Here is a 21,554-nt window from a genome sequence, read left to right on the forward strand (position 1 = left end):
CAGGGTCGCTGACACCATCGCGAGCAGGTGACCGTAGTGCGACCGTAGCACTGGTGCTTCCATAGTCGAGTCCCTTGTGGGGGCAGAAGAAAGGGAACAGGCTTGCTGGTGCCTTTTCGGCGTCCTGCCGGGGCTCGCTCTCGTTGAGAGGTGACCGGTGGGCCGCCATGGAATCGGAGGATCGGGTAAGCGGTAATACACACCTGCCTTTCAGTATTGCCTTTCCAATTTCCCACAAGGGCAGGCTCTGTCAGCCATGGACCACCCTCGTAGATCTGGGGCAGCATGGACCTTCGGAAGACTGCCGAGTCGGACGCCGACGAGGGCGAGTGGCACGCCTGCCCGCGCTGCTGAGGTTCAGGCCGGATCGCCCTGCCGCCTGGGCGGCGGGACCGTCGCCGCGATCTGTCACGTCGGCCGGTTCAAGAAGGTGGCCCGGCTCAACCGGCGGCTGCGGGTGACGCCCCCGGCCGACCGGGGTCCGGCCTGGACGTGCTTCAGTGCGCACGCCATCGAGCGCGACAAGATCTTCTCCGAGAGGTTCAGCACTCGCATCCGGGTCCGCCCGCAGTTCGAGGTCGCCCTGGCCGCCGCCCGGCTGATCAAGGTCCACTCCCTGGACTGCCGGGTGCTGTTCATCGTCTACGGGATGAAGCGTCTGGCCGGGTCGCCGCCGAACTGACCGTGCGGGCCGACCGCCTGACGCCCACGGCCTGGTCCTGGAGATGCTCACCTCGGGTTGGACGTCTGCGCCTGCTCGAGCAGGGCGTCGAACGCCCTGGTCGGCGCCGTCATGATGTCGTGGGGACCTGGCCGCTCCCAGGGTCCGGAAGGCAGAGGGCGGACAGCGGCCGCTGCCCTTGTGGGACGTCTTGGCGTGCCGGTGTCCCCTCTCCTGTACACGGTCCGGCTCTATGGGCCCTCTGCCCGTCGCCCGCAGGCCAGCAGGGAGCGGTTCGACTGCCCGAACGTCCGCCCGATGGGAACGCGGCCTGCGGTGGCGGCCATGGGAAAATCTCATCACCGGTCCGATGCGCGTACAGGGCGGCGCCAAGAAGACCACGTGACGGAGAAGAACGTACGGCAATTCTTTACACGCCCAGACATACCGCTCCGAGAGAAGTCGCAGCGAGTCGCGCCAATCTACCTGAGACCCGTATCGCCGGCCTCTTGCACGACTTCCTCGCGGGGAGGGATAGCGATCCAGGATGCTCCTTCTTGACAGGGAACCGCCAAGAAGGCAGTAGGACCATGCCTCCTGCCTGCGATTTACTACAGCGAGGATCAGGGTGATGACCACAGGAGCCTTTCGGCGCATGTCCGGCGGCCAGTCGAAGTCGGCCGCTCGCACGCCGCTCGCACGCCGGGCGGGCGGCTGGTGGCTGCCGATCATCGTGGTCCTCGCCCTCATCGGCATGTCCGTCGCCTTCCTGTCGTCCGCCCAGAAAGCAGGGGCTGTCGGAGTAACCCCGCCCGGGTCCTACCTGTACACGGATGGCCGGGCCACCGCTTTCGGGCCGGAGTCGATCCTCCAATTCGACCGGTCGACCGGGAGCCTCGTCTCGAGCATTCCCATGCCGGGCGGCGAAGCCCTCCAGCAGCTCGTGGCCAGCCCTGATGGAAGGCGGCTGTACGCGATGTACGACGGCGGCGGCAACAAACTCGTCGTGGTGGTCGACACTGCCCGGGCAGCAGTAGTGAAATTGATCACCCCCGGATTCGATGTCTTCGACATGGCGATATCTCCGAATGGCTCCAAGCTCTACCTCGTGGGCGATACCGCTACGACATCAATCCTGCAGTCGTACAACCTCGATGGGAATAATTCAACCTATACCGGCACCACCGTCATCAATACCGCCAGCCCTGCTGAGACGGTCGGGCGCGGCGTGTCCGTAAGTCCGGATGGCAGCCGCATATACACCTCCCTCCTCGACATCACCGGAGGCTCACGGAACCGCCTCACGACGATCGACGCCTCGACCAGTACCGTGCTCAGGGACACCACCCTCCCGAACGGATTCGCAGGGCGTTCAGCCGTCTCCCCCGACGGCGGGCACATCTACGTCCCCGTTGCCACCACCGGAGCGACCTCGAGGCTGGTCTCCGTCCTCGCCAACACCGGGGCGATCGACGGGAACATCACCGTGGACGAGGACGCATACGACGTCGTCGTCACTTCGACGAAGGCCTACGTCATCACCCAGGATCACGGGATCTCGACCGTCACCCTGCAGCCTCTGGCAAAAACCGGCACACTCCTGTACGGGAGTGGCGCGTCCGTACTGAGCCCGGACGGCACGAGGGTGTACGTCACCCCCAGGCCGTTCGACAATGTGACGGCAGGTCAGATCAGAACCCTGGACACGGCCAACGACCAGACCACGTCCCCCTCGTTCGCCCAGGCATACGGCCAGGTGAGCGCCATCGCATTGGCGAACGTGCCCGCATCCACCTCAGCCGCCTACTCGGGGTCCCCTCAGGCCGTCGGATTCGGGAACGACCTGCCACAGCCTCTGGTCGCCGTGGTGAAGGACTCCGCCGGAGACCCCATCGCAGCGAAGACCGTCACCTTCGCCCTCCCACCCGGGCTGACCTTCCCTGGTGGCAGTGACCAAGCCTCTACCGTTACGGACAGCAGCGGCCTGGCAACGTCACCGACCATACACGTGAACAACCCTGGTGATTTCTCCGCAACCGCCCATGTGGACGGAATCCCGAACGACGCGCAGTTCTTGCTGAAGGGCCTCCAAGTCGCGTCCATAAGCCCGTTCATCGGCTCCGTGAACCAGTCGGCTCAGATCGGAACGGCCTTCCCAAATGCCCTCAGTGTCACCCTGAGGGATTCCCAGGGAGGATTCATGCCGGGCCGGCCCGTACGGTTCGATGCTCCGGTGACCGCAACCGGCCCTTCCGGGACTTTCGCCGGTGGCCTCACGACCGTCACGGTGAACACGAACTCGTCCGGAAACGCCATTCCCCCGACCTTCACGGCAAACAATGTGGCCGGGACGTACCAGGTCACGGCACAGTACCTCGGCGGTCTGGCCACGACGTTCACCCTCACCAACACCCCGGGGCCGGCTGCCTCCCTCTCCCTGGAACCCGCCGGGGCCTCTCCGCAGTCGGCCGTCGTCAAGACGGGCTTCGCAACGCCCTTGTCGGCCCGTGTCTACGACGGCTTCCACAACCCGGTTCAGGGCGCGACGGTCACCTTCACCGCGCCGGACCCGGTCTCCGGGCCGACGGGCTCCTTCCCCGGCGGGAACGGGCAGACGGGTACGGCGGTGAGCGACGTGAACGGGTACGCCACGGCCCCGCCCTTCACAGCCGGTGACCGCGCCGGCTCGTACCAGGTCACTGCGACCGCCCCAGGTGCTTCGTCGGTCTCTTACAGTCTGACGAACACCGCCGGTGCCCCCAGCGCGATGAGCCCGTTGCCGGACAGTTCCCCGCAGCTCACCCGGGTCTTCACCGCATTCCCGAACCTACCAGCCGTCAAGGTGCTCGATGATTCGGGCAATCTGGTCCCCAACGCACCTGTGACGTTCACCGTGCCCGCCACGGTGCCCGGCGCCGGCCCGCCGTCCGGCTTCTTCCCCGGCGGGGTGACGACGGCGACCGCCACCACCAACGGCGATGGTGTGGCCACCGGTCCCCAGCTGACGGCGAACGGATTCAACGGGGACTTCGACGTCTCCGCCACCACACCTTCGGGGGGCGGCACCGTCGGCACGACGCTCAAGATGACCAACGGACGCGACCCGGTCTTCACCAGTCCCGTCGGAGGCGGTATCACGCTCACCACCGGCCAACAGGTGAACAGCATCCCGATCCACGTGGCGGACATCCCACCGTCCGCGAGTCTGACGATGAGCGGCGCGCTGCCGAACGGGCTGACGTACCAACCGGCCGGCTCGCGGGATGCAACGATCTCCGGTCAAGTGGCTGCGGACGCAGGCGGCACCTACGTCCTCGACTTCGCGGCCACCAACGTCTTCAGCACCACGCACCTGGTGTACACCATCACGGTGAACCAGCTTCCCGCGTTCACCTCCGCGGCCGACGCGACGTTCACGACCACTGCCTCCAACACGTTCTCGGTGAAAGCCAACGGCTATCCGAGGCCCACGCTCAGCCTGGCCCCCCAGCCGGGCGACACCCCGCTTCCTGCCGGAGTGGTGTTCCTCCCGGGGAGCGGGACCGACTCCGACAGCGGGGTCCTCACCGGCTCCGCTCCCGCGGGTACCTACCACCTGACCTTCAAGGCCAGCAATGCCGCCGGTGACGTGCTGCAGCCATTCACCCTGACGGTGCACCAGGCACCCGCCTTCACCAGCGCCGACACCACGGCGTTCACCACGGGCTCGGCCGGCAACACGTTCACCGTCACCACGAGTGGCTCCCCGGCGGCGGCCCTGAGTCTGGTGAGCAGCAAGCCGGCCTGGCTGACCTTCACCCCCGGGCCCAACGGAACGGCAGTGCTGACCGGCAACCCCACGGAGGCCGGATCCTTCCCCCTGAAGTTCCAGGCCACGAACGCCGACGGGACAGCCACGCAGGACTTCACCCTGACGGCCAGCCGACCGGCCGCGATCACCAGTGCCAACAACACCGCCTTCGCTACCGGTGCCGCCGGTTCGTTCACGGTAGCCACCACCGGCAGTCCGACACCAGCAATCGCCATCACCCCACAGCCCGGCGACGACACACTACCGGCGAGCCTCACGTTCACCGACAACAACAACGGCACCGCCACCCTGGCCGGCGCCCCCTCCGCAGGAGGCGCCGGTGACGGCGGCGTCTACCACATCACGATCAGCGCGACGTCGGCCGGGCCGGGTGTTCCCACCACCACCGCCACCCAGAGCTTCACCCTGACGATCAATCAGCCACCTGCGATCACCAGCACGAACAGCACGACGTTCACGTCGGAGACGGCGAACTCCTTCGCCGTCACGACCACCGGCTACCCCAAACCGACCGTGACGGCGGCAGGCCTCCCGGCCAATACCACCCTCGTCCAGGGGTCGGACGGCAACTACATCCTGGGCGGCAACCCCGCCCCGGGAGTCCATACCTTCACCCTGACCGCCCACAACGGCTCCGGTGACAGTCCGGCACAGACCTTTACCCTGACCGACACCAAGAACCCGGCCATCACCAGCCCCGACAACGTCACCTTCACCGCACAGATCGAGAACACCCAGTTCACGGTCGCCACCACCGGCTACCCGACGCCAGCCCTCTCGATCACTGGGACCCTACCCCTGGGCGTCACCTTCACCGACAACGGCAACGGCACCGCCACCCTGGCCGGCAACCCCTCCACCACTAGCACCAGCACCATCACCATCACCGCCTCCAACGGCAGCGTGGACGCCACCCAGGTCTTCACCCTCCGTGTCACCCAGGCACCGTCCTTCACCAGCCCGACCAGCACCACATTCACCACCAGCGGCAACAACTCCTTCACCTTCCAGACCGCCGGCGGGCCCAACAACGTGCTGACCCAGACCGGCACCCTGCCCCCGAACGTCACCTTCGCCGACAACGGCAACGGCACCGCCACCCTGACCGGCACACCGCCCACCAGCGCCACCGGCAACTACCCGCTCAACATCCGGGCAGCCAACATCGCTGGCTTCGCCACCCAGGACTTCACCCTCACCGTCAGCGAGGGCGCCGCATTCCTCAGCGACGACCACATCACCTTCACCACCAGCGCCAACAACTCCTTCGTCGTCCAGGCCAGCGGCTCCCCCACCCCCACCCTCAGCCAGGGAGGTGACACTCTGCCCGCCGGTCTGACCTTCACCGACCGCCACGACGGCAGCGCGATCCTCTCCGGCACGCCGGCCTCCACCGGGACCTTCAACCTGACCTTCACCGCCCACAACTCCCTGGGTGACACCGTCCAGAACTTCATCCTGACCGTCACCCAGGCCCCGGCCATCACCAGCGACGACCACACCACCTTCTCCGCCGGCGCCCCCGGCACCTTCACCGTCACCACCGCCGGCTCCCCAACAGCTTCACTCAGCCTGGGAGGTGACACCCTGCCCGCAGGCGTCACCTTCACCGACAACACCGACGGCACCGCCACCCTCGCCGGCACGACCTCCGCCACCGGTGTCTACAACCTGACCATCACCGCCCACAGCACCGCCGGTGACACCGTCCAGAACTTCGCCCTCACCATCAACGCCACCCCCGTCATCACCAGCCTCGACGCCACCACCTTCTCCGCCGGGGCTGCGGGCACCTTCACCGTCACCACCGCCGGCTCCCCCACCCCCACCCTCCTCCAGACCGGCGCCCTGCCCGCAGGCGTCACCTTCACCGACAACACCGACGGCACCGCCACCCTCGCCGGCACTCCCGCCTCCGGCTCCGCCGGTACCTACCCACTGACCCTCACCGCCCGCAACAGCGCCGGCAGCAGCGACCAACCATTCACCCTCACCATCACCCAGAAGCCCGTCTTCGCCTCCGACGCCGGCACCACCTTCACCACCGGCGCCCCCGGCACCTTCACCATCGTCACCAACGGCTCCCCCACTCCCGCCCTCACCGAGACCGGTGCTCTGCCCGCAGGCGTCACCTTCACCGACAACACCGACGGCACCGCCACCCTGGCCGGCACCCCCACCGGCGACATCCAGTCCACCACCCTGTTCCCACTGATCGTCACCGCCACCAGCCCCGCCGGCACCACCACCCAGAACTTCACCCTGACCCAACTCCCCTCCCTGAAGATCACCACCACCACAGCCCCCGAGGCCACCGCCGGCACCACCTACAGCACCACCCTCGCCGCCGTCGGCGGCACCCCTCCCCTCACCTGGCGCCTCACCAGCGGCACACTCCCAGCCGGACTCGCCCTCGATCCCAGTTCCGGCACCATCTCGGGCACTCCCTCCGCCGCAGGCAGTAGCGACCTCACCCTCACCGCCACCGACAGCGGCACCCCCGCTCAGACCGCCACCCAGACCCTCGCCCTCAGCGTGAAAGCCGCCGCCACACCGACCCCCACACCCACTCCCATCCCCACCGATAACCCCACCGGCGGCACCAACACCAACACCGATACCAGTACCGGCAGCCCGGTGGCGGTGACCAGTTCCAGTGCCACCCCCGCCAGCACTCCCGCCTCGACGACCGCCCCCACCGCCTCGTCCACCAGCAGCACACCAACCACCGCCGGTGAACTCGCGAAGACGGGCACCATCATCGCCTCCGTCCTCCTCATCGCCATCGGACTACTCCTCACCGGTACCGCCCTCTACCGGCGCACCCGCCGATAGCCCGGCAGGGCACGAATGAACGGTGCTGTTCCTCTCCGCTGGTACGCGAGGAACAGCACCGTTCATCCATGCGTCCCTCGATACCGGACTTCGACTCCTGCAGAACCCGACCAGATCGACCTGGCCGGACTCTGCTCCGGGGGCCTCCTCCTCAAGGCCCGGACATGGAGCTCCCCTTGATGGCAGCTCACCGGCCGAGTGGTTCGGCCCGCCGGGTGTCCCCTCACGGGGGCACTTCCCGGACCGGCCGACGGGTTTCCGCGCCAGCGGTCTTCGCCGCTCGACCGCCGCCTCCAGCCGTACCGTCAGCTCGCGCGCCTCCGGCAGGGAGGACCTTCGCAACCGGAGGGGCCACCGTCCGCCCGCCATCACTCAAAAAGTACGTACCGGGCGGGAGCGGCGAACGCACAGACAATTGGGACGCGGCGGAGGGGACGGCCCAGGAGCGTCACTACTTGGGGCTTACCAACAGCATGCTGTCCCGTACCCGTAAGACGGCGAAGGTCGCGAGTGCGCAGCCCGGTACGCGCGAGAGCGACTTGGCCGGGTTCCGACGGCACGGGGCGCAGCCGGGATCCGCCCGTTGTTGTGTCTGCCCCGAAGGCGGCCGTTCAGGCCCGCGCGGCTTCGAGCCACTGATGCGAGCTGGGTCCCGCCCTCGTCGTCCGGATCAGCGGCGACGGGCAACGGGCAACGGGCAACAACGCTGAACGGTCCCTGAGGACAGGGGTCACCGTCCGAAGCGGTCCAGGACGGTCGACGGGCGATACTCGTCCTGCTGCTGCGGGGTGGCCAGAGCCCTGGGCGGCGCGTTCTTGGAACGCTTCCGGTGGAGGACCCGCAGACAGCCGACGAGCAGGACCGCCGACCATCCAGCGGTGACGACGAGGGTGGTTTCAGAGTCCGGTGTGCCGACGCCGGCAGGATCAGCCTGGATGCCGACCGGGCTCCCAGGACCGGTGGTGGCCCTGTCGGTGGCTGTTCCCGAGGGGCCGGAGCCGAGGGCGCCCGGATTGGTCGACGGTGGAACGATCGTGCCACCAGCGCCGCTCCAGGCGATCGCGGGGGCCTCCGGGAGCGGCGTGGGGACGGCCGAGGCCGCCAGCTCGGGCGAGATGATCGGGATGCCCAGGCTGAAGTCGGGGATGGTGCCGTTCACGGAGAGGGCGGCGACGCTGCCCTGGGGGAGTACGGGGGTGGCACCGCCACTGTCCTGGATCATGTCGTAGCGGTAGGGCGTGAACCCGGTGCGCTCGTAGGTGGAGTACGTGACCCCGGTGAGGAAGTGGGCGTTGGTCCCCGGTCGGGACTCCTCGTAGGTGGCGAAGGTGTTGCGGGCGCTGTCGGTCCAGCCGGCGAAGACGAGGGTGTGGCTGGCGGACAGCAGGATGTCGCCGGGCAACAACTCGTCCTTGGTGATGGGGTGTGAGACGACGGGCAGGTTTCCCGTCCAGAAGTTGGTGTTCTGGTCCAGCCGCCAGGCCATGGAGACGTATCCGGAGCAGTCCTGACGGTAGCTGCCGAGGGCGTCCGTCCACCATTTGGTCTGGCTGTACGGGACCGCTTCCGCCACCCACTGCTGGGCCCGTTGGAGGACCTCGGCCCGTGTGATGGGCCGAAGCAGTGAGCTCGAGGAGGAGCCGTACGGGGGGGCCGAGGAGCTGTTCCCACCGATGGGCGCGGCGGGTAGGACGGGGGTCGCAGGCATGAAGACCGTGACGCCGGCTGCGGGCAGTGAGATGGGGCTTCCCGGTGCGGGGGTGGTGGTCGGCGAGCCGGCCGCGGGCGTGGGTGTCGTGGTGCCTGCGGCCGTGGTGCCCGCCGTCGTGGCGGGACTGCCCGGGGTGGTGGCCGGCGGGGTCCCGGTGCCGGGAGCAGTGGGCGAGGAGGGTTGTGAGCCACCGCTCGGGCCCGTTGTGCCGGTCGAGCCGCTGGGGGAGGCCGGGGTGGAGCCGGTCTGTGAGGGGGTCGAGGGCTGTGACGGTGTGCTGGTCGAGCCAGTCGGTGAGGAGGTCGAAGGCTGTGAGCCGCTGCTCGTGGCGGAGGGGGTCGAACCGGTCGGCGTGGAGGTCGAAGGCTGTGAGCTGCTGCCCGTGGCGGACGGCGTGTCCGGCTCGGTGGGCTCGGCCGACGGTTCGGAGTCTCCGGTGGAGGGACTGCCGGTGGCCGATGACGTCTGCGAGTCTTCGGGTTCGGGCGTGGCCGGTTCGCTGGGGGTTGGACTGCTGCTCCCCGTTCCGCCGGGGTCGGTGGGCGACGTGGTGGCCAACCCGGTCAGGGACGTGATCGTCTCGGTGAGTTGCGCGACGGTGGAGGAGAGCGGGTCCCCGCCCTCGGCCGAAGCCGTCTGGGTGGGCAGCGTCACCAGCCCCAGGACCAGGCATACGCCCGTCACCGCCGTCACCCGGGCCCCACGGCGGCGATGGCTATGAGCAGAGCGCCCTTCGCTGGCCATCCAGCTCCCGCCTCCTCCGTCCGGTGCCCGTCTGCCACTTTCGGTACTCCGATTCACAGCCGAGAAGGAAACATTAACTCCGGCTCATCACCGGCAAGCCGTCCTGCCGAAAATCCTGCCGGATGGGGAAGGCGCGGTGTCCGGTCGGGCGGGCGGCCATGAGAATCCGCCGCTCGGCGCACCTCAGGGTCTGCACGGACGGGCAATTCCCTTTATGCGGAACATATGCATTCCAGGTAATTATCAGATCGGTTCCTCGGCGGCGGTTCGGCCCGTCGAGGATTAGACTCGGCTGTGGTTGGTTTTCTCACTCGTCGCCTGGGAGTCCCATGAAAGCCGGCGGTCGGCCCAAGCGCCGGAAGCCCGTACGGTACAGGGCCAAGGACTCCAGGAGCCTCACCCGCAGGTCGCTGTCGGTCTTCGCTGAGGTCCTGATCACGCTCGGCCTCGTTCTGGTGCTGTTCGTCGTCTACCAGTTCTGGTGGACGAACGTCACAGCCGGCCAGCTGGCCAGCAAGGCCCAGATCGACCTTCGGCAGGCGTGGCGGGCGACGAGCACCCCGGCTCCCGAACCGACCTCCTTCTCCGTCGGCGATCCGATCGGTGTCCTGCACGTCCCCGCGATGGGCAAAGACTTCACCGTGGTCGTGAAGGAGGGGACCACCACCGGCGTCCTCAATGAGGGGGTCGCGGGTCACTACACAAGCCCGGTGGAGTCGGCACTGCCGTGGGAGGGGCCGGGGAACTTCGCGCTCGCCGCCCACCGGGACGGCCACGGGGCGAAGTTCCACAACATCGACAAGCTCAAGCCGGGCGACACGATCGTGCTGGAGACCGAGCGCAACTGGTACATCTACCAGGTGGACAGGACGCTGCCGAAGACGTCCAAGACCGATGTCGGGACGATCGCGGCGGTCCCCGCCAAGGCGGGGTACACCGAGCCGGGCCACTACATCACCCTCACCAGTTGCACGCCGGTGTTCACCTCGCTGTACCGCATCATCGTGTGGGGCCACCTCGTGGACACCTTGCCGACCGACCCACAGCACTTCCTGCCGGCCGCTCTCCTCTGACACCGCGCTGCTGTCGGATCCGGCGCCCCCGCCGCCTGCACCGATACCGGGTAGCTTCCCGCGAATCTGCTCTTTCAGCTATGCCTCGGAAGGCAAGGATGCGCCACTCTCGAATGACCCCCCGCAATCCCTCGCGGGGTGCCCCGTACCGGGGCACAGCCGAGCCACGGCTGCAACAGCCCAGAGGAGCACCCCAGTGACGAAGACAAGTGAGCAGTCCAACCTGCCCCGCACCCGGGAGCCTTTGGGGACGGGGATCCGGCTCATCATCGGCGACGCGGACGGGAAGATCACCATGGGGCTGGAACTGTCCCATCGGGTATTCGCGCAGCTCGCCGAATTCGGGAACGTCACGGTCCTGCGTGACGATCTGGAGGTCGACGTCTCCCAAGCAGTGGCCAACTGCGAACCGCGCGTACGGTTTCTTACCTTGAGCCTACCGGGATAGCTGTTCCCGGAAGTGAAAGGAGTGGTGAGCCGTGCACCGAATCCAGCTCCAAAGGTCTGGTACTGCCAGTCCACGCCGGGAACCGGAACCCCCCGATCTCAGAACCCCTGCGGGACGGCCCCTCCCCTACTGAGCCCGCCCTCCCCGCGTGGGGAGGGCGGGCCCACCACAACCCGCACCCCGGAATGTGGGACATCACTCGAGTTCGTCTGGTTCCGGGCTCCCGCCTCGGCGGAGGAGCTGGAGGTGTTCGAGACCGATGTGCTGGCGGGGTTCGTTCTGGCGAGTGCCTCGGCTGGCTTGGCGGACGGCACCTTCCGCGGGGATGTCGGGCGCCTCGAGCAGATGCGGACCTGGTTGGGTCGGCCGCTGTGGGACATGGAGCCGGTCGACGCCGATGCGTACTTCGGCCGGGTGTTGCGGGGCTCGCCCAGCGGCACCCGGCCGGCCCGCTCTCAGGCTCTGAGCACGCACTCCATGTCCCTGGAGCTGCGGCACCAGGTCGAACTCCATCGGTCGACCGGCCGGGCTGCCCCGTGCCCGGTCAACGAGATGAACCGGCCGCACGGTCCAAGGACGCCAAGCTGAGGATCCCGCCGTCCGGACCGGAGGTCGACCAGCTGTTCGGCGGCTGGGCAGGTGAGCTGGCCGGCCAGCCGGTCTCCCTGAAGCTGCAGGATCTGGACGTCATCTGCGTCGTGCTCGGCTGCGAGATCGGCGACCTGCTGATCCCCGAACCGTAGAAGGTCGTCCGTCCGGGACAAAGCAGTGAACAGCAGGCCGCAGCGGTCGGGGCCGCCGCCCCTACGGTGGCGCCCAAGCCCAGGGACGGCCCCTGCCGCCGGGCTGAGGGCGGCCGTGAGGGCGAAGTCCTGCCCCGGCCGCCTGTCCTGGGGCCCGCTGTTCAGCGCGCGCTGCGGAGCGCGCTCGTCCTTCGCGAAGGGGGCACGAGATCGCGTCGTGCGGCAGCTGCTCGGGCCGGTGGCCGGTGTGGGAGGGACACTGCCGGCGACCAGGCGAGGATGCGCCGCGACCTGCGGCCCATCCGTCCCGGCAACGAGGCCGCCATCGAACTCAAGCCGCCGGCCAGCCGACCTCGTCGAGGACCGTACCCGTACCATCAACCACCTGCGCGGCACTCTACCGAGCATGCTCCCGGCCCTGGAAAGGGACCTGGGCCTGGGAAACGTCGGCTCGCGGCGCTTCGCACCAGCTCGGGAGCCGGCTGAAGGAGACGATCGACGACCGCACCGCCCGGCTGAAGCGCCTCAGGGCCCGCAGCCACCTGACTGACCTGTAAAACCCAGGCCCCCGGAAGGGATCTCAGGGAACCGGCCGCCCCTGCCGATGCACCCTCCCGGCAGGATGGCCCTGCTCTCCGAAACTACGGCGAAGTGACAAGTGGCTCTCTGCCATCAAAGTTACGCTCGGCCGGGGAGAGCGGGGCGGGGTCCGCGGAATTGAGCACTCACGTGAGGCCAGACGAACTCAAGTGATGTCGTACAAACAGAGCCGCCCACCGGAGGGGTGGGGCGGCCTCTCGTCCGACCGGCGGCCGGCAGTTGTCACCTCCTGCCGACGTAGACCGAGGCCTTGATCATGGCGATGTCGGGGTTGTCGCTCGGGTCCGACGGCTTGGCGAGCCATACCTCGAACCGGAACAGCCGGGCATCCCGTAGGTCGATCTTGATCGACTTGGCCACGGATTCGCGCCTGCCGAAGGGCACGCAGAGCGGATGGTCGTACCCGATGAAAGTCCGCCCGGCCGGCGTGTAGCACATGACGCAGCAGAGCACCGGCTCCTGGAAGTAGGCATTCCGGAACTCGAAACAGACCTCGCCGGTTGGGCAGACGAAGATCTCCGAAGCTCCCCCGCCAGAGACCGGCCAGTGCTCGTTACTGCGTATCTGATGTTCGTAGTACTGGCCGACCAGGACGGGGAGCTGCGTGTTTCCCCTCTCAATCGTGTAAAACACCATCCCTCAACGCTGGCAGAGCCCCCGGCCGGAGTTCTGCCCGCCAGACCAGCCGATCAGGCACACCGGCACGCTCCGGAGCCCGCCGGGGCAGCAGCCGCGGCCGTCCGGGCAGCGACCCACCCCTGCCCTTCCCGGCGGCGGGCCGGGGTGTTGCCCTGGGACCAGTGTCCGGCGCAGGTCCGGCACACCCGAGCCGGACGAGGGCGGCCCGATGACTCCAATACCCACGAGCAGACTCCGGACGGCCCTGGACGCCGTCCGGACCGCGTCCAGGAAGGTGCGGATCTGGTGGGCGAGACAATCCCTGGCGAGCCGGCTGGCCATCGGGTGCGGGTGTGCGGCGGCCCTGGGGGCAGCGATCGCCCTGGCCGCCCCGGGTGGCGGGGGATCGGCAGAACCACCTGCAGCCAACCCCACTTCCACCGCCGCGAGCCCGGCCGACACCCCGGGCCCGTCCCCCGGCTCACCGTCCCCCGCACCCGAGACCGGGGCTGGAACCCTGCCTGGCACATCCCCGCTGACCGGTCTGCCCGGCGGAGCCGGCAGGGTCCTGGCGGTGAAGATTGACAACATCGTCAACTCCCGCCCCCAGACCGGCCTGAACGCCGCCTCGGTGGTCTACGCGATCGAAGTGGAGGGGGGCCTGTCACGGTTCATGGCCGTGTACGACTCCAACCACCTCCCACCGACGGTCGGACCAGTGCGCAGCGCCCGGGAGAGCGACCTGCAGATCCTCCAGCAGTACGGGAAGGCGGGCTTCGCGTACTCGGGGGCGCTGACGAAGTTCCTTCCTGTGCTGGCGTCGGCCGACGTGTTCAACGCCTCGGCCGACAACGTCCCGGCCCCCTTCTTCCGTGGTAGCTCTCGTCCGATTCCGTACAACCTGTACCTGAAGCCGGAGCAGCTCATGTCCACCCTCCCTGGAGCGGCGGAGGCGAAGGACATCGGTTTCAGGTTCGGCCCGGCGCCGGCAGGCGGCACCGAGACGACCGACTACACGGTGCGCTTCCCGGCGGCGAGGTTCGGGTTCACCTGGTCGCCCGAGTCGGGGAAGTGGCTGGTGTCAATGGACGGCACCGCTGCCACCAGTACCGATGACGGTCGGTTGGGCGCTCCGACTGTGGTGGTGCAGCGGGTCGCGGAGACGACCTCGCCGCGTGGGTTCGAGGACTCGCCGGGTGTCCTCTCCCCGTTTGCCCCGACGGTCGGCTCGGGAACGGCGACGGTACTGCGGGACGGCAAGGCCTTCGAGGTGACCTGGTCCCGGCCCGACGCGCCGTCAGGGACGGTCTTCGCGCTCGCCGACGGCCAACGGATGGCCTTTGCACCAGGCCCGGTCTGGGTCGTGCTGGCCCCCGGGTGATCCCGGCCGGTCCTTCGGACGGACCCGTGGGGCAGGGCCAGGGGCCGGTCCTGGCCGGCGGCGCACCAGCGCTGTCGGGGGCTGTTCCGTCCCCGGGCGGCCGTTGACGTTCCCGGCAAGGTCGGTGCCGCGTTGTGCGCTGCCTGTGCCGACGCCGGAATCTTCCCAACCGGCCGCTCTCATGGGCGCGGCTTCGAGTCTGCCGTGACCGCAGCCTGGAGAGCGCCGTCCGATGGCGGTGGCCGCAGGCCGGTCACCGGCCGTCCACGTCCGTCACCCCGGTTGACGCACCCTTCCGAGGTGTTCGTGAAAGGCGCCGCTACGACGATGAGTGCACGACTGCCCGAGCCCGTGGTTCTGACCGGAGGCCGCATCCGTGTCGAGCCCCTCTCCCGTCGCCACTTGGCCGATCTCTTCGCAGCCGCTGGGGGCGACGAGGAGGTCTGGCGTTGGCTCCCCGTCGCGACCCCTCGGACTGTGGACGAGCTCGACGCGTTCCTCAGGGCGAGGATTGCCGAAATGGAACGCGGGGAGCGCGTCGTGTTCGCGGTGGTAGAGCTGGCCGGCGGCCAGGCTGTCGGGTCCACCAGCTTCCAGCGGTTCAATCTGGCGGATGAGAGCGTCGAGGGCGGCTGGACCTGGTACGGGCGGGCGGCCTGGCGTACTGGGGCGAACCTGGAGACCAAACTGCTGACACTCACCCATGCCTTCGAGGAGCTGGGGATGAACCGGGTCGCGTGGCAGACCGATCATCTCAATGACCGCTCCCGCACTTCCCTCCTTCGTCTGGGCGCACGGTACGAGGGCACTCACCGGGCTGACCGCAAGCGCGCCGACGGCACCTTCCGCGACAGCGACTACTTCTCGATGCTGCGTGACGAATGGCCCGCCGCCAAGGAGGACCTACGGGCCCGCCTGGGCGTCGCTGAGGGCACGGCGGGAGGGGGTCTGTAAAAAGAACGGCTCTGCCTCACATCTGGTGGTAACGAAACGCAACCGCCGTCGCAGAAGGTGATGGTCCCAGGTCGAAGGCCGTACGGGCGGGGCAGGTGGCCCCGGAAGCGTGCGGTCCTCCGAGATGGAGAGCCCCGTGAGCACGTGACGCCACCCGGAGGTCGAAGCATGGCGACCTGCCACGCTCACCAACACCCGCCCGGCCTACCTGACACTCCGTCACCACCGGATGTGCGACAGAGCCGTTCATTGGACAGACCCGCGAACGGCGATTTCCGTTCCCGATGTTCCGCCAGGCCCGATGCGCTTCCGTGGTGGCGGTGGTTCACTTGACGGCGCTTTTGATGAGCTTGGTGAGTTCTGGGTTGGGTGTCGGGCTGACGATGGTGGTGCTGTTCCACGCGCTGGCGAGGGCTTCGCCGGCGGAGCGGCGGGGGTCGGGGCGGAGGTGAAGTGACTGATTGTTATCGGCGCCTCGGTAGCGTCTGGCTTCGCTGGTACCGGCGTCGACCAGGAGGTTCGCTTGGCCGTTTTTGATCACGAACAGCCGGCTGTTCGAGTCGGATCTGACGGAGTGCCCGGCGAATTTCGCGCGTTGGCCCTTGTAGAGGACGAACCCTTCGATAACGTCCCAGGTCCTGACCGCCAGGGCTGCTTCGGGGTAGCGATCTTTGATCGCCTCCTCGGCAGTGGCCGCGTCACTGGAGAGGTCACCGGTGAAGACCTGCGGCCAAGACCGGGGATCGCTGCCAGCGGTACTCTTATAGAGGGTTTGGCGCGTCCCGTCGCCGGTGATCGAGTAGATGGTTGCGCCGATATCTCCCATCAGTGGAGACCCCTCGAACGTCGCCCGCCGGCCCCAGTAGAAGAGCGGGCCGTGTGGGTACTCGAACCGCCATTCTCCTTTTTTGAAAGAAATCGACCGATAAACTTCTTCGACCACAGCCGATTCTTCGGCGGGGCGAGGGGTTCCGCCGCGGGCTTTCTTCTCCCGGCCCGGGATGCCGGGGGCGGGCGTGGTGTAGGGGAAGTGGCTGAGCATCCTACTGGTGTGGGAGGCCACGCCCTCCCCCAGCGCCTGGCCGTCGGCGGGCGGCTCGGGGTCCTTCCTGACCCGGGTCTTCGCCCGTGGCAGCGGGGCGGGGATCTTCTCTTCCCTGGGTTTACGGGTGGCCATCTGCTGCTGGAAGACGGCCTGGCTGAACCAGCTGTCGGGATTCCAGAACCCTTCGGCGCCCATGGGGCTGTTGGTGAAGATGTAGACGGCCGCAGGGTTGGTGCGGTACCCCCAGCCGGGGACGGCGTCGTACGCGTTGGGCTCGTACATGCGCAGGTGCCGTTCGGCCTCCTCCGCCCACGCACCGGCGGCGGCATCGAAAGCAACCACAGCCTGCGCGGCCCGCGCGGTGGGTACGCTGAGGACGAAGGCCAAACGGTCCGGCAGCCGGTCGCACAGGGCACTGAACTCCGGCCCCAGGAGCTCCTTCCACTGGGTGAGGAGCTCGCCCCTACGGGGGCTTTGGGGGTCGAGGCCGAGGCCCTTCCACTCGGTAGTGCCAGCGAACCAGCATGCGGTCACGATGTCCGCGAGGGCCTTGCGGCTCGCGCAGACCGAGTCGACCTCACACTCGTCGTCGGTGTCCTTGTCCAGGACGACCGTGGTCCACCACACGTCAAGCCGCTCTGCCGCCGGGCCGGTGACGCTCTCCTTAGGAGCCAGGACCTCCCACAACCTGAGTGCCAGCTCATCGTCGCTCACGTCCCGCCTCCCACATCCGATCAAACACACGTTTTTGCCTATCAGCCTCCCCCGTCCTCACCCGCATCGGCGGGTCCCCGAGGGCACCATTCAGGGAAGCCAGGCCGCCACACCCTGCCGTCACCGTGACACCAAAACGAACGGCTGTACTCACCAGCCATTCCGAGATCATGGCTCTGACCTGTGGTGATGATGTTTGAAAGGGGCTCTGAAGAGGACGGCTGCGGCATTTCTAGCCGCAGGTACTGCCATCGGGGCTCTCGCCATACCAATGGCTTCAGCCGGCGCCGGCCCCTGTGGTGAGCGCGTTGGCCGCCCCTTCGGCTCAGGCGACGCGCTCGCACTCAGGAACCTGGTCGAGGTGGCCATCGAGGGCAAGGCGGGTCCCTGAACCGTCCTGGGCCCTGTCCTCCAAGCCCCCGTGTCTTCTGTCCGGCGACCGATCTGGTGTTCTTCATCTACGACCCGGTACGTGCAGCTCCAACCCCGGTCCGGCTCAACGGAGACACCCTGGCCATGTCGGTAGGAGAGTGGAAGGACGTCGATTTCTCCGCTCCCAAGCCGGGTCAGAAGCTCCTGGAGGTCCGTTACGGCTTCCTGGAGAATCCCCTGCCGGCGACTGTCGTGGCGTCCGCCATCCGAACCGAGCGCTGATGAATGCGGGCCGACGCGACTCCGCCGTCCCCCGGAGCCTCGGCGTGGGTACTCCTGCCTCGGCCTCGCCACTCGCTTGCGGTCGGCCACTCGGCATCCGCGCGCGGCCGGCCTGGAAGCCGCGGGTGCCGTAGGCCTCGGGCGCGGAGCGCGGACGAGACGATGACGCGCTCCGGGTCTGTCGGGCTGTACCTACGGCCAAGCCGGCCACCACCTCGGCCTCGGGTGGCTTGGATTTCTGTTATCGGGCCGGTGCGGAGTCTGTCTCCTGGTCTGTAGACCCTTTGCGGGCAGTCGCAGAGCACACGAGAACAGGCGAAGCGTATGCACAGTCAGCCCCCTTACAACGACACGGACCACTCAGCGGAGCAGCTGCCGACGAGACGTCATCGTCGGCCGTTGTTCTCGCGCGGCCGACGCGTTGCCTTGGCGGGTGCGGTCGCCGTAGCGATCGCAGCGGGCGGTTACGCCTGTACGGGGCAGGGCGGGACGTCTGACGCGGCCGACGGGGCAGGCGCTTCGATGCCGGTGGTGCCTTCGATAACGGAGGGTACGTCAGGCATGCCGTCCGAATGGCCGACGGCAGTTGTGGGTTCGGCCACTGCCGCGGCACCATCGCCTGCACCCACGCCTGCGGTGACCGCGGCGGCGACCGCGACGCCGAAGGCGGCGGGAAGCCGCTCGCCGGCGGCTGGTCGCCCGACTTCGACTTCGGCTGGACGGCCCGCTCCGGGAGGCGCGCCGTCCGTGCCCGCGGTGCCGCCGCCTCCGTCGGCCGGTGCGACGGCACCTGCTGCGGAAACCGCGCAGTACGTTCGGGAGGTCGCCGATCTGGTCAACGCGGAACGGGTGAAAGCTGGCTGCACTGTGATGGTGAAGGTCAACAGCAAACTCACCCAGGCTGCCCAGGCCCACTCCGAGGACCAGGACCGCAGGCAGACGATGACGCACAGCGGATCGGACGGCAGCCAAGCGGACGCCCGGATCAAGGCCGCGGGTTACTCCTGGAGCAACTGGGGTGAGAACGTCGCAGTGTCACCCAGCGCGACCGCAGTCATGGCCGCCTGGATGAACAGCCCCGGACACCGTTCCAACATCCTCAACTGCGCCTACCAGGACATCGGCGTCGGCTTCTCCGCCGCCAAGGGAGGGCCGTGGTGGACGCAGGTGTTCGCCACACCGCGGTGAACCTTCTCCACCGGCAGGGCCAGCTGCTGACCAGGCAGAAGTTGCGGCTGACCCGTTGCGTGAGTGAGCTCTTTCAGCGTTGTCTCTCGAACGCGAGGATGACTTTGGCTGCTGCCGTCAGGCGGTTGAGGTGGGGAAAAGCTGCGCCGCCGTTTGACGGCACCCGGGCTCCAGGTTCGACGGGGCGGCGCAGTCGGGTGTGGGCCCGGCTGAGCGGTTTCGGCCCGGTGGTGAAGGCGTTGCGGGTCGGGTGGTTGGCCAGCGCGGCGAAGGTTGCGCCGTCACCGGGCCGGCAACCGTTCACGTCCGTCGGCTGAGTTCGGCGGGTGGGGGGCCCGTCCAGCCGTTCACGACCACCCCGCGGCGCGTCGGCTTGAAGGTGCTCCAGAGTGCGTCGTGGAGGGCGGTCAGTTCCTCCGAGACGGCCGCGATGTCGGGGGCCAGTGTCGCCAGTTTCGCCGTGATCGCCGCGGCCGGTGCGCCGGGCTTCAACGTCGCACTCGATGACCTGAGCACGGCGACGGCATCGCTGACGAGGCCCTGCCACTCGTGGAGCGTGGCGACGGCCTGAGAGAGCCCTTCCACGTGCGTTGAGAAGTCGAAGCTCACACGGATGCGGTCCGCGATTTCGCCGGCGTAACTGTCGTACCCGTCGATGATGCCGGACACCGCCTCCCTCAGGGCCTTGGTCGGCGGCCCGGTGCCGCCGGAGTAGCAGGTGGAGGCCGGACCGGTGAAGAACTTGGAGATGGCCGTGAGGTTGCGGTCGATGCTGTCGAGGTGCTGCTCCCGGTCTTCCAGGTAGATCTTGACGGTGGTGAGCAGTTCGACCAGGTCGCTGCCTTCATCCCCGTACAGGTGCTCAGCAGCCTTGATGGCCTCCTGGTACTCCACCCACCAGTCTTGGCCGCTTGCCGTGCTCAGCACCCCGGCCCGGGCCTCGGGGGAGAAGGACATGAATTCGGAGACGGGGAACGTACGGGCCTTGATCCTCCGCTCGACCTCGCCGGGGAGTTCGATGCGCGCGTTCACCCTGATGCCCGGTGTCTGCTCCAGGGTCTCGCCCTCCTGTCGGCGCATGGCCATCTCCGTGCGCCGCTTCGGCTCCTTCACCTCTGACGGCGCACGGCTGTCGACGGCCTTCTCCTCACTTGCTGTGCGCGCTGTCATGTCAGCCTCGCCCCCGCCCAGACAGGCCGCGAGGAAGACCACGCGGTGGACCTCGTCGCCTGGTGAGGTGCCGGGTAGGGGCCTGCGCTGGATGCGGCCGATGGCGTCCCTGAGGTTGGTGAGCCTGACCAGCTCAACGCCGACCCGGTAGTTCTTCACCGCGCTGCGATGGGTGGTCAGCTCCGACAGCTCGTACTGCGCCTCGTTCGTGAACGCGGAGAGCTCATAGTTGGGGATCGGCTCGCCGGCTTCGAAGGTCCGCACCGGTGCAGACCGCTCCCGGCCGGCGGTAACCAGGTCCCTGAACGCGATCTGCTCCCCGTCTGGCACCTGGGTATGGATGGTCATCCCCGGCGGTACATTGAACGTGTCGCCGCCAGCAGCCTCCGCACCGTGTGCGGAAATCTGCACCACGATGATCTTTCGCCCGCCGGCTGGTGCCTTCTTCTCTTCCTCCCCGGTCCACCGAGTCTCGGCGTCCCGGAGGGGGACCTTGCGTTCGGGCACCTCGCTGCGCGGGTCCTCGGTGTTGCGGACGAGGATCTTGCGTTCGGGCACCGGCTCGTCCACGGGTGCCGCGGTGGTGCGATCCGTACCCAGTGCCAGGAATTTCCTCGGGCGCAGCAGGGCGATGCCGTAGCAGGCGGGGCAGGTGTAGTCGGTGTCGGTGAGGTGGGCGTTGAGGTAGGCCCGGCAGCAGCGGGGGCAGATCCAGAGGTCGTCGCCGGGGGCCAGGGCGGTGATGGTGCGGTCGGGCCGGGGGCGGGTGCAGGTGGGGCACTGGCACCAGGCGCGCACGGCGGTCCTGGTGACGGGGTGCAGGGCCAGGATGCCGGGAGGATGGGTTCTCCAGGGGATGTCGACGGGGGGTGGTTCGGGGTGTGGGTGGTGGGCGTAGACCCAGCGGCCGGCCATGTTGTCGTAGGCTTCCCAGAACGCTGCGGTCAGGGCCGGGTCCTCGGCGCGCCGGACGGGGAAGTAGCGCACCAGTGGCTCGACGAGGGCGAGCAGGGTTTCGACGCTCCGCTCGTTGTAGCCCGTTTCGGTGCAGTCCCGGGCGAAGGCGTCCAGGAAGCCCTGGTGCTGCTGGTCTGCCCGGTCGTCCAGGATTGTGCCCAGACCGTCGTGCTCGGTGCCGGCCTTCAGCCAGTCGTCGGGCAGGTAGGACTGCAGCCGCAGGGTGGCGTCCACGAACGCCTTGCCT

Annotated in this window: 13 protein-coding genes and 1 pseudogene; 10 read left to right on the forward strand and 4 right to left on the reverse strand. The window is 68.2% G+C overall.

The genetic code is table 11. The features are described 5' to 3' along the window. The first annotated feature begins 430 nt into the window (after nt 1-430). Entirely contained in the window at nt 431-682 is a 252-nt protein-coding gene (locus OHV05_RS37185) for a hypothetical protein (protein WP_331730701.1), read from the forward strand. A 610-nt stretch (nt 683-1,292) separates the two neighbouring features. Then, nucleotides 1,293-7,307, forward strand: a complete 6,015-nt coding sequence (locus tag OHV05_RS37190) for a putative Ig domain-containing protein (protein ID WP_331730703.1) — start codon at nt 1,293-1,295, stop codon at nt 7,305-7,307. A gap of 730 nt (nt 7,308-8,037) precedes the next feature. On the opposite strand, the gene OHV05_RS37195 is transcribed toward OHV05_RS37190, so the two are convergent. After that, entirely contained in the window at nt 8,038-8,880 is an 843-nt protein-coding gene (locus OHV05_RS37195) for a hypothetical protein (RefSeq protein ID WP_405021690.1), read from the reverse strand. Nucleotides 8,881-9,013: 133 nt separating this feature from the next. Here OHV05_RS37195 and OHV05_RS37200 point away from each other — a divergent pair, with 133 nt between their 5' ends. The 4 genes and pseudogenes from OHV05_RS37200 to OHV05_RS37215 all read left to right on the forward strand — a co-directional run. Then, the gene (locus OHV05_RS37200; protein ID WP_331730707.1) at nt 9,014-9,739 is read left to right on the forward strand and encodes a hypothetical protein; all 726 of its coding nucleotides are present in this window, start codon (nt 9,014-9,016) and stop codon (nt 9,737-9,739) included. 352 nt (nt 9,740-10,091) lie between these two features. Continuing rightward, nucleotides 10,092-10,835, forward strand: a complete 744-nt coding sequence (locus OHV05_RS37205) for a class E sortase (protein ID WP_331730709.1) — start codon at nt 10,092-10,094, stop codon at nt 10,833-10,835. 196 nt (nt 10,836-11,031) lie between these two features. Continuing rightward, a complete protein-coding gene (locus OHV05_RS37210; protein ID WP_331730711.1) occupies nt 11,032-11,283 on the forward strand; it encodes a hypothetical protein in 252 nt (83 codons plus the stop codon). A gap of 240 nt (nt 11,284-11,523) precedes the next feature. Then, a pseudogene (locus OHV05_RS37215) lies at nt 11,524-11,933 on the forward strand (site-specific integrase); the annotation flags it as partial. A gap of 915 nt (nt 11,934-12,848) precedes the next feature. Here OHV05_RS37215 and OHV05_RS37220 read toward each other — a convergent pair. Further along, complete coding sequence (locus OHV05_RS37220; protein WP_331730712.1) at nt 12,849-13,262, reverse strand: hypothetical protein; 414 nt, start codon at nt 13,260-13,262, stop codon at nt 12,849-12,851. Between the two features lie 364 nt (nt 13,263-13,626). Here OHV05_RS37220 and OHV05_RS37225 point away from each other — a divergent pair, with 364 nt between their 5' ends. Continuing rightward, the gene (locus OHV05_RS37225) at nt 13,627-14,625 is read left to right on the forward strand and encodes a DUF3048 domain-containing protein (RefSeq protein WP_405021749.1); all 999 of its coding nucleotides are present in this window, start codon (nt 13,627-13,629) and stop codon (nt 14,623-14,625) included. A 327-nt stretch (nt 14,626-14,952) separates the two neighbouring features. Beyond that, nucleotides 14,953-15,579, forward strand: coding sequence for a GNAT family protein (locus tag OHV05_RS37230; protein WP_331730715.1), 627 nt, complete (start codon nt 14,953-14,955; stop codon nt 15,577-15,579). Between the two features lie 325 nt (nt 15,580-15,904). Here the strand turns inward: OHV05_RS37230 and OHV05_RS37235 are convergent, their stop codons facing one another. Continuing rightward, entirely contained in the window at nt 15,905-17,338 is a 1,434-nt protein-coding gene (locus tag OHV05_RS37235; protein WP_331730717.1) for a hypothetical protein, read from the reverse strand. 447 nt (nt 17,339-17,785) lie between these two features. Between OHV05_RS37235 and OHV05_RS37240 the strand changes: the two genes are divergently transcribed. Continuing rightward, entirely contained in the window at nt 17,786-17,992 is a 207-nt protein-coding gene (locus tag OHV05_RS37240; RefSeq protein WP_331730718.1) for a hypothetical protein, read from the forward strand. 747 nt (nt 17,993-18,739) lie between these two features. Beyond that, entirely contained in the window at nt 18,740-19,180 is a 441-nt protein-coding gene (locus tag OHV05_RS37245; RefSeq protein WP_331730720.1) for a CAP domain-containing protein, read from the forward strand. Between the two features lie 300 nt (nt 19,181-19,480). On the opposite strand, the gene OHV05_RS37250 is transcribed toward OHV05_RS37245, so the two are convergent. Next, on the reverse strand, nt 19,481-21,541 hold the full coding sequence (locus tag OHV05_RS37250; protein WP_405021691.1) for a putative adhesin: 2,061 nt from the start codon (nt 21,539-21,541) through the stop codon (nt 19,481-19,483). Between the last annotated feature and the right edge of the window lie 13 nt (nt 21,542-21,554).

Origin of the sequence: Kitasatospora sp. NBC_00070, from assembly GCF_045041205.1 — a bacterium.
In the GTDB taxonomy this organism is placed as follows: Bacteria; Actinomycetota; Actinomycetes; order Streptomycetales; family Streptomycetaceae; genus Kitasatospora.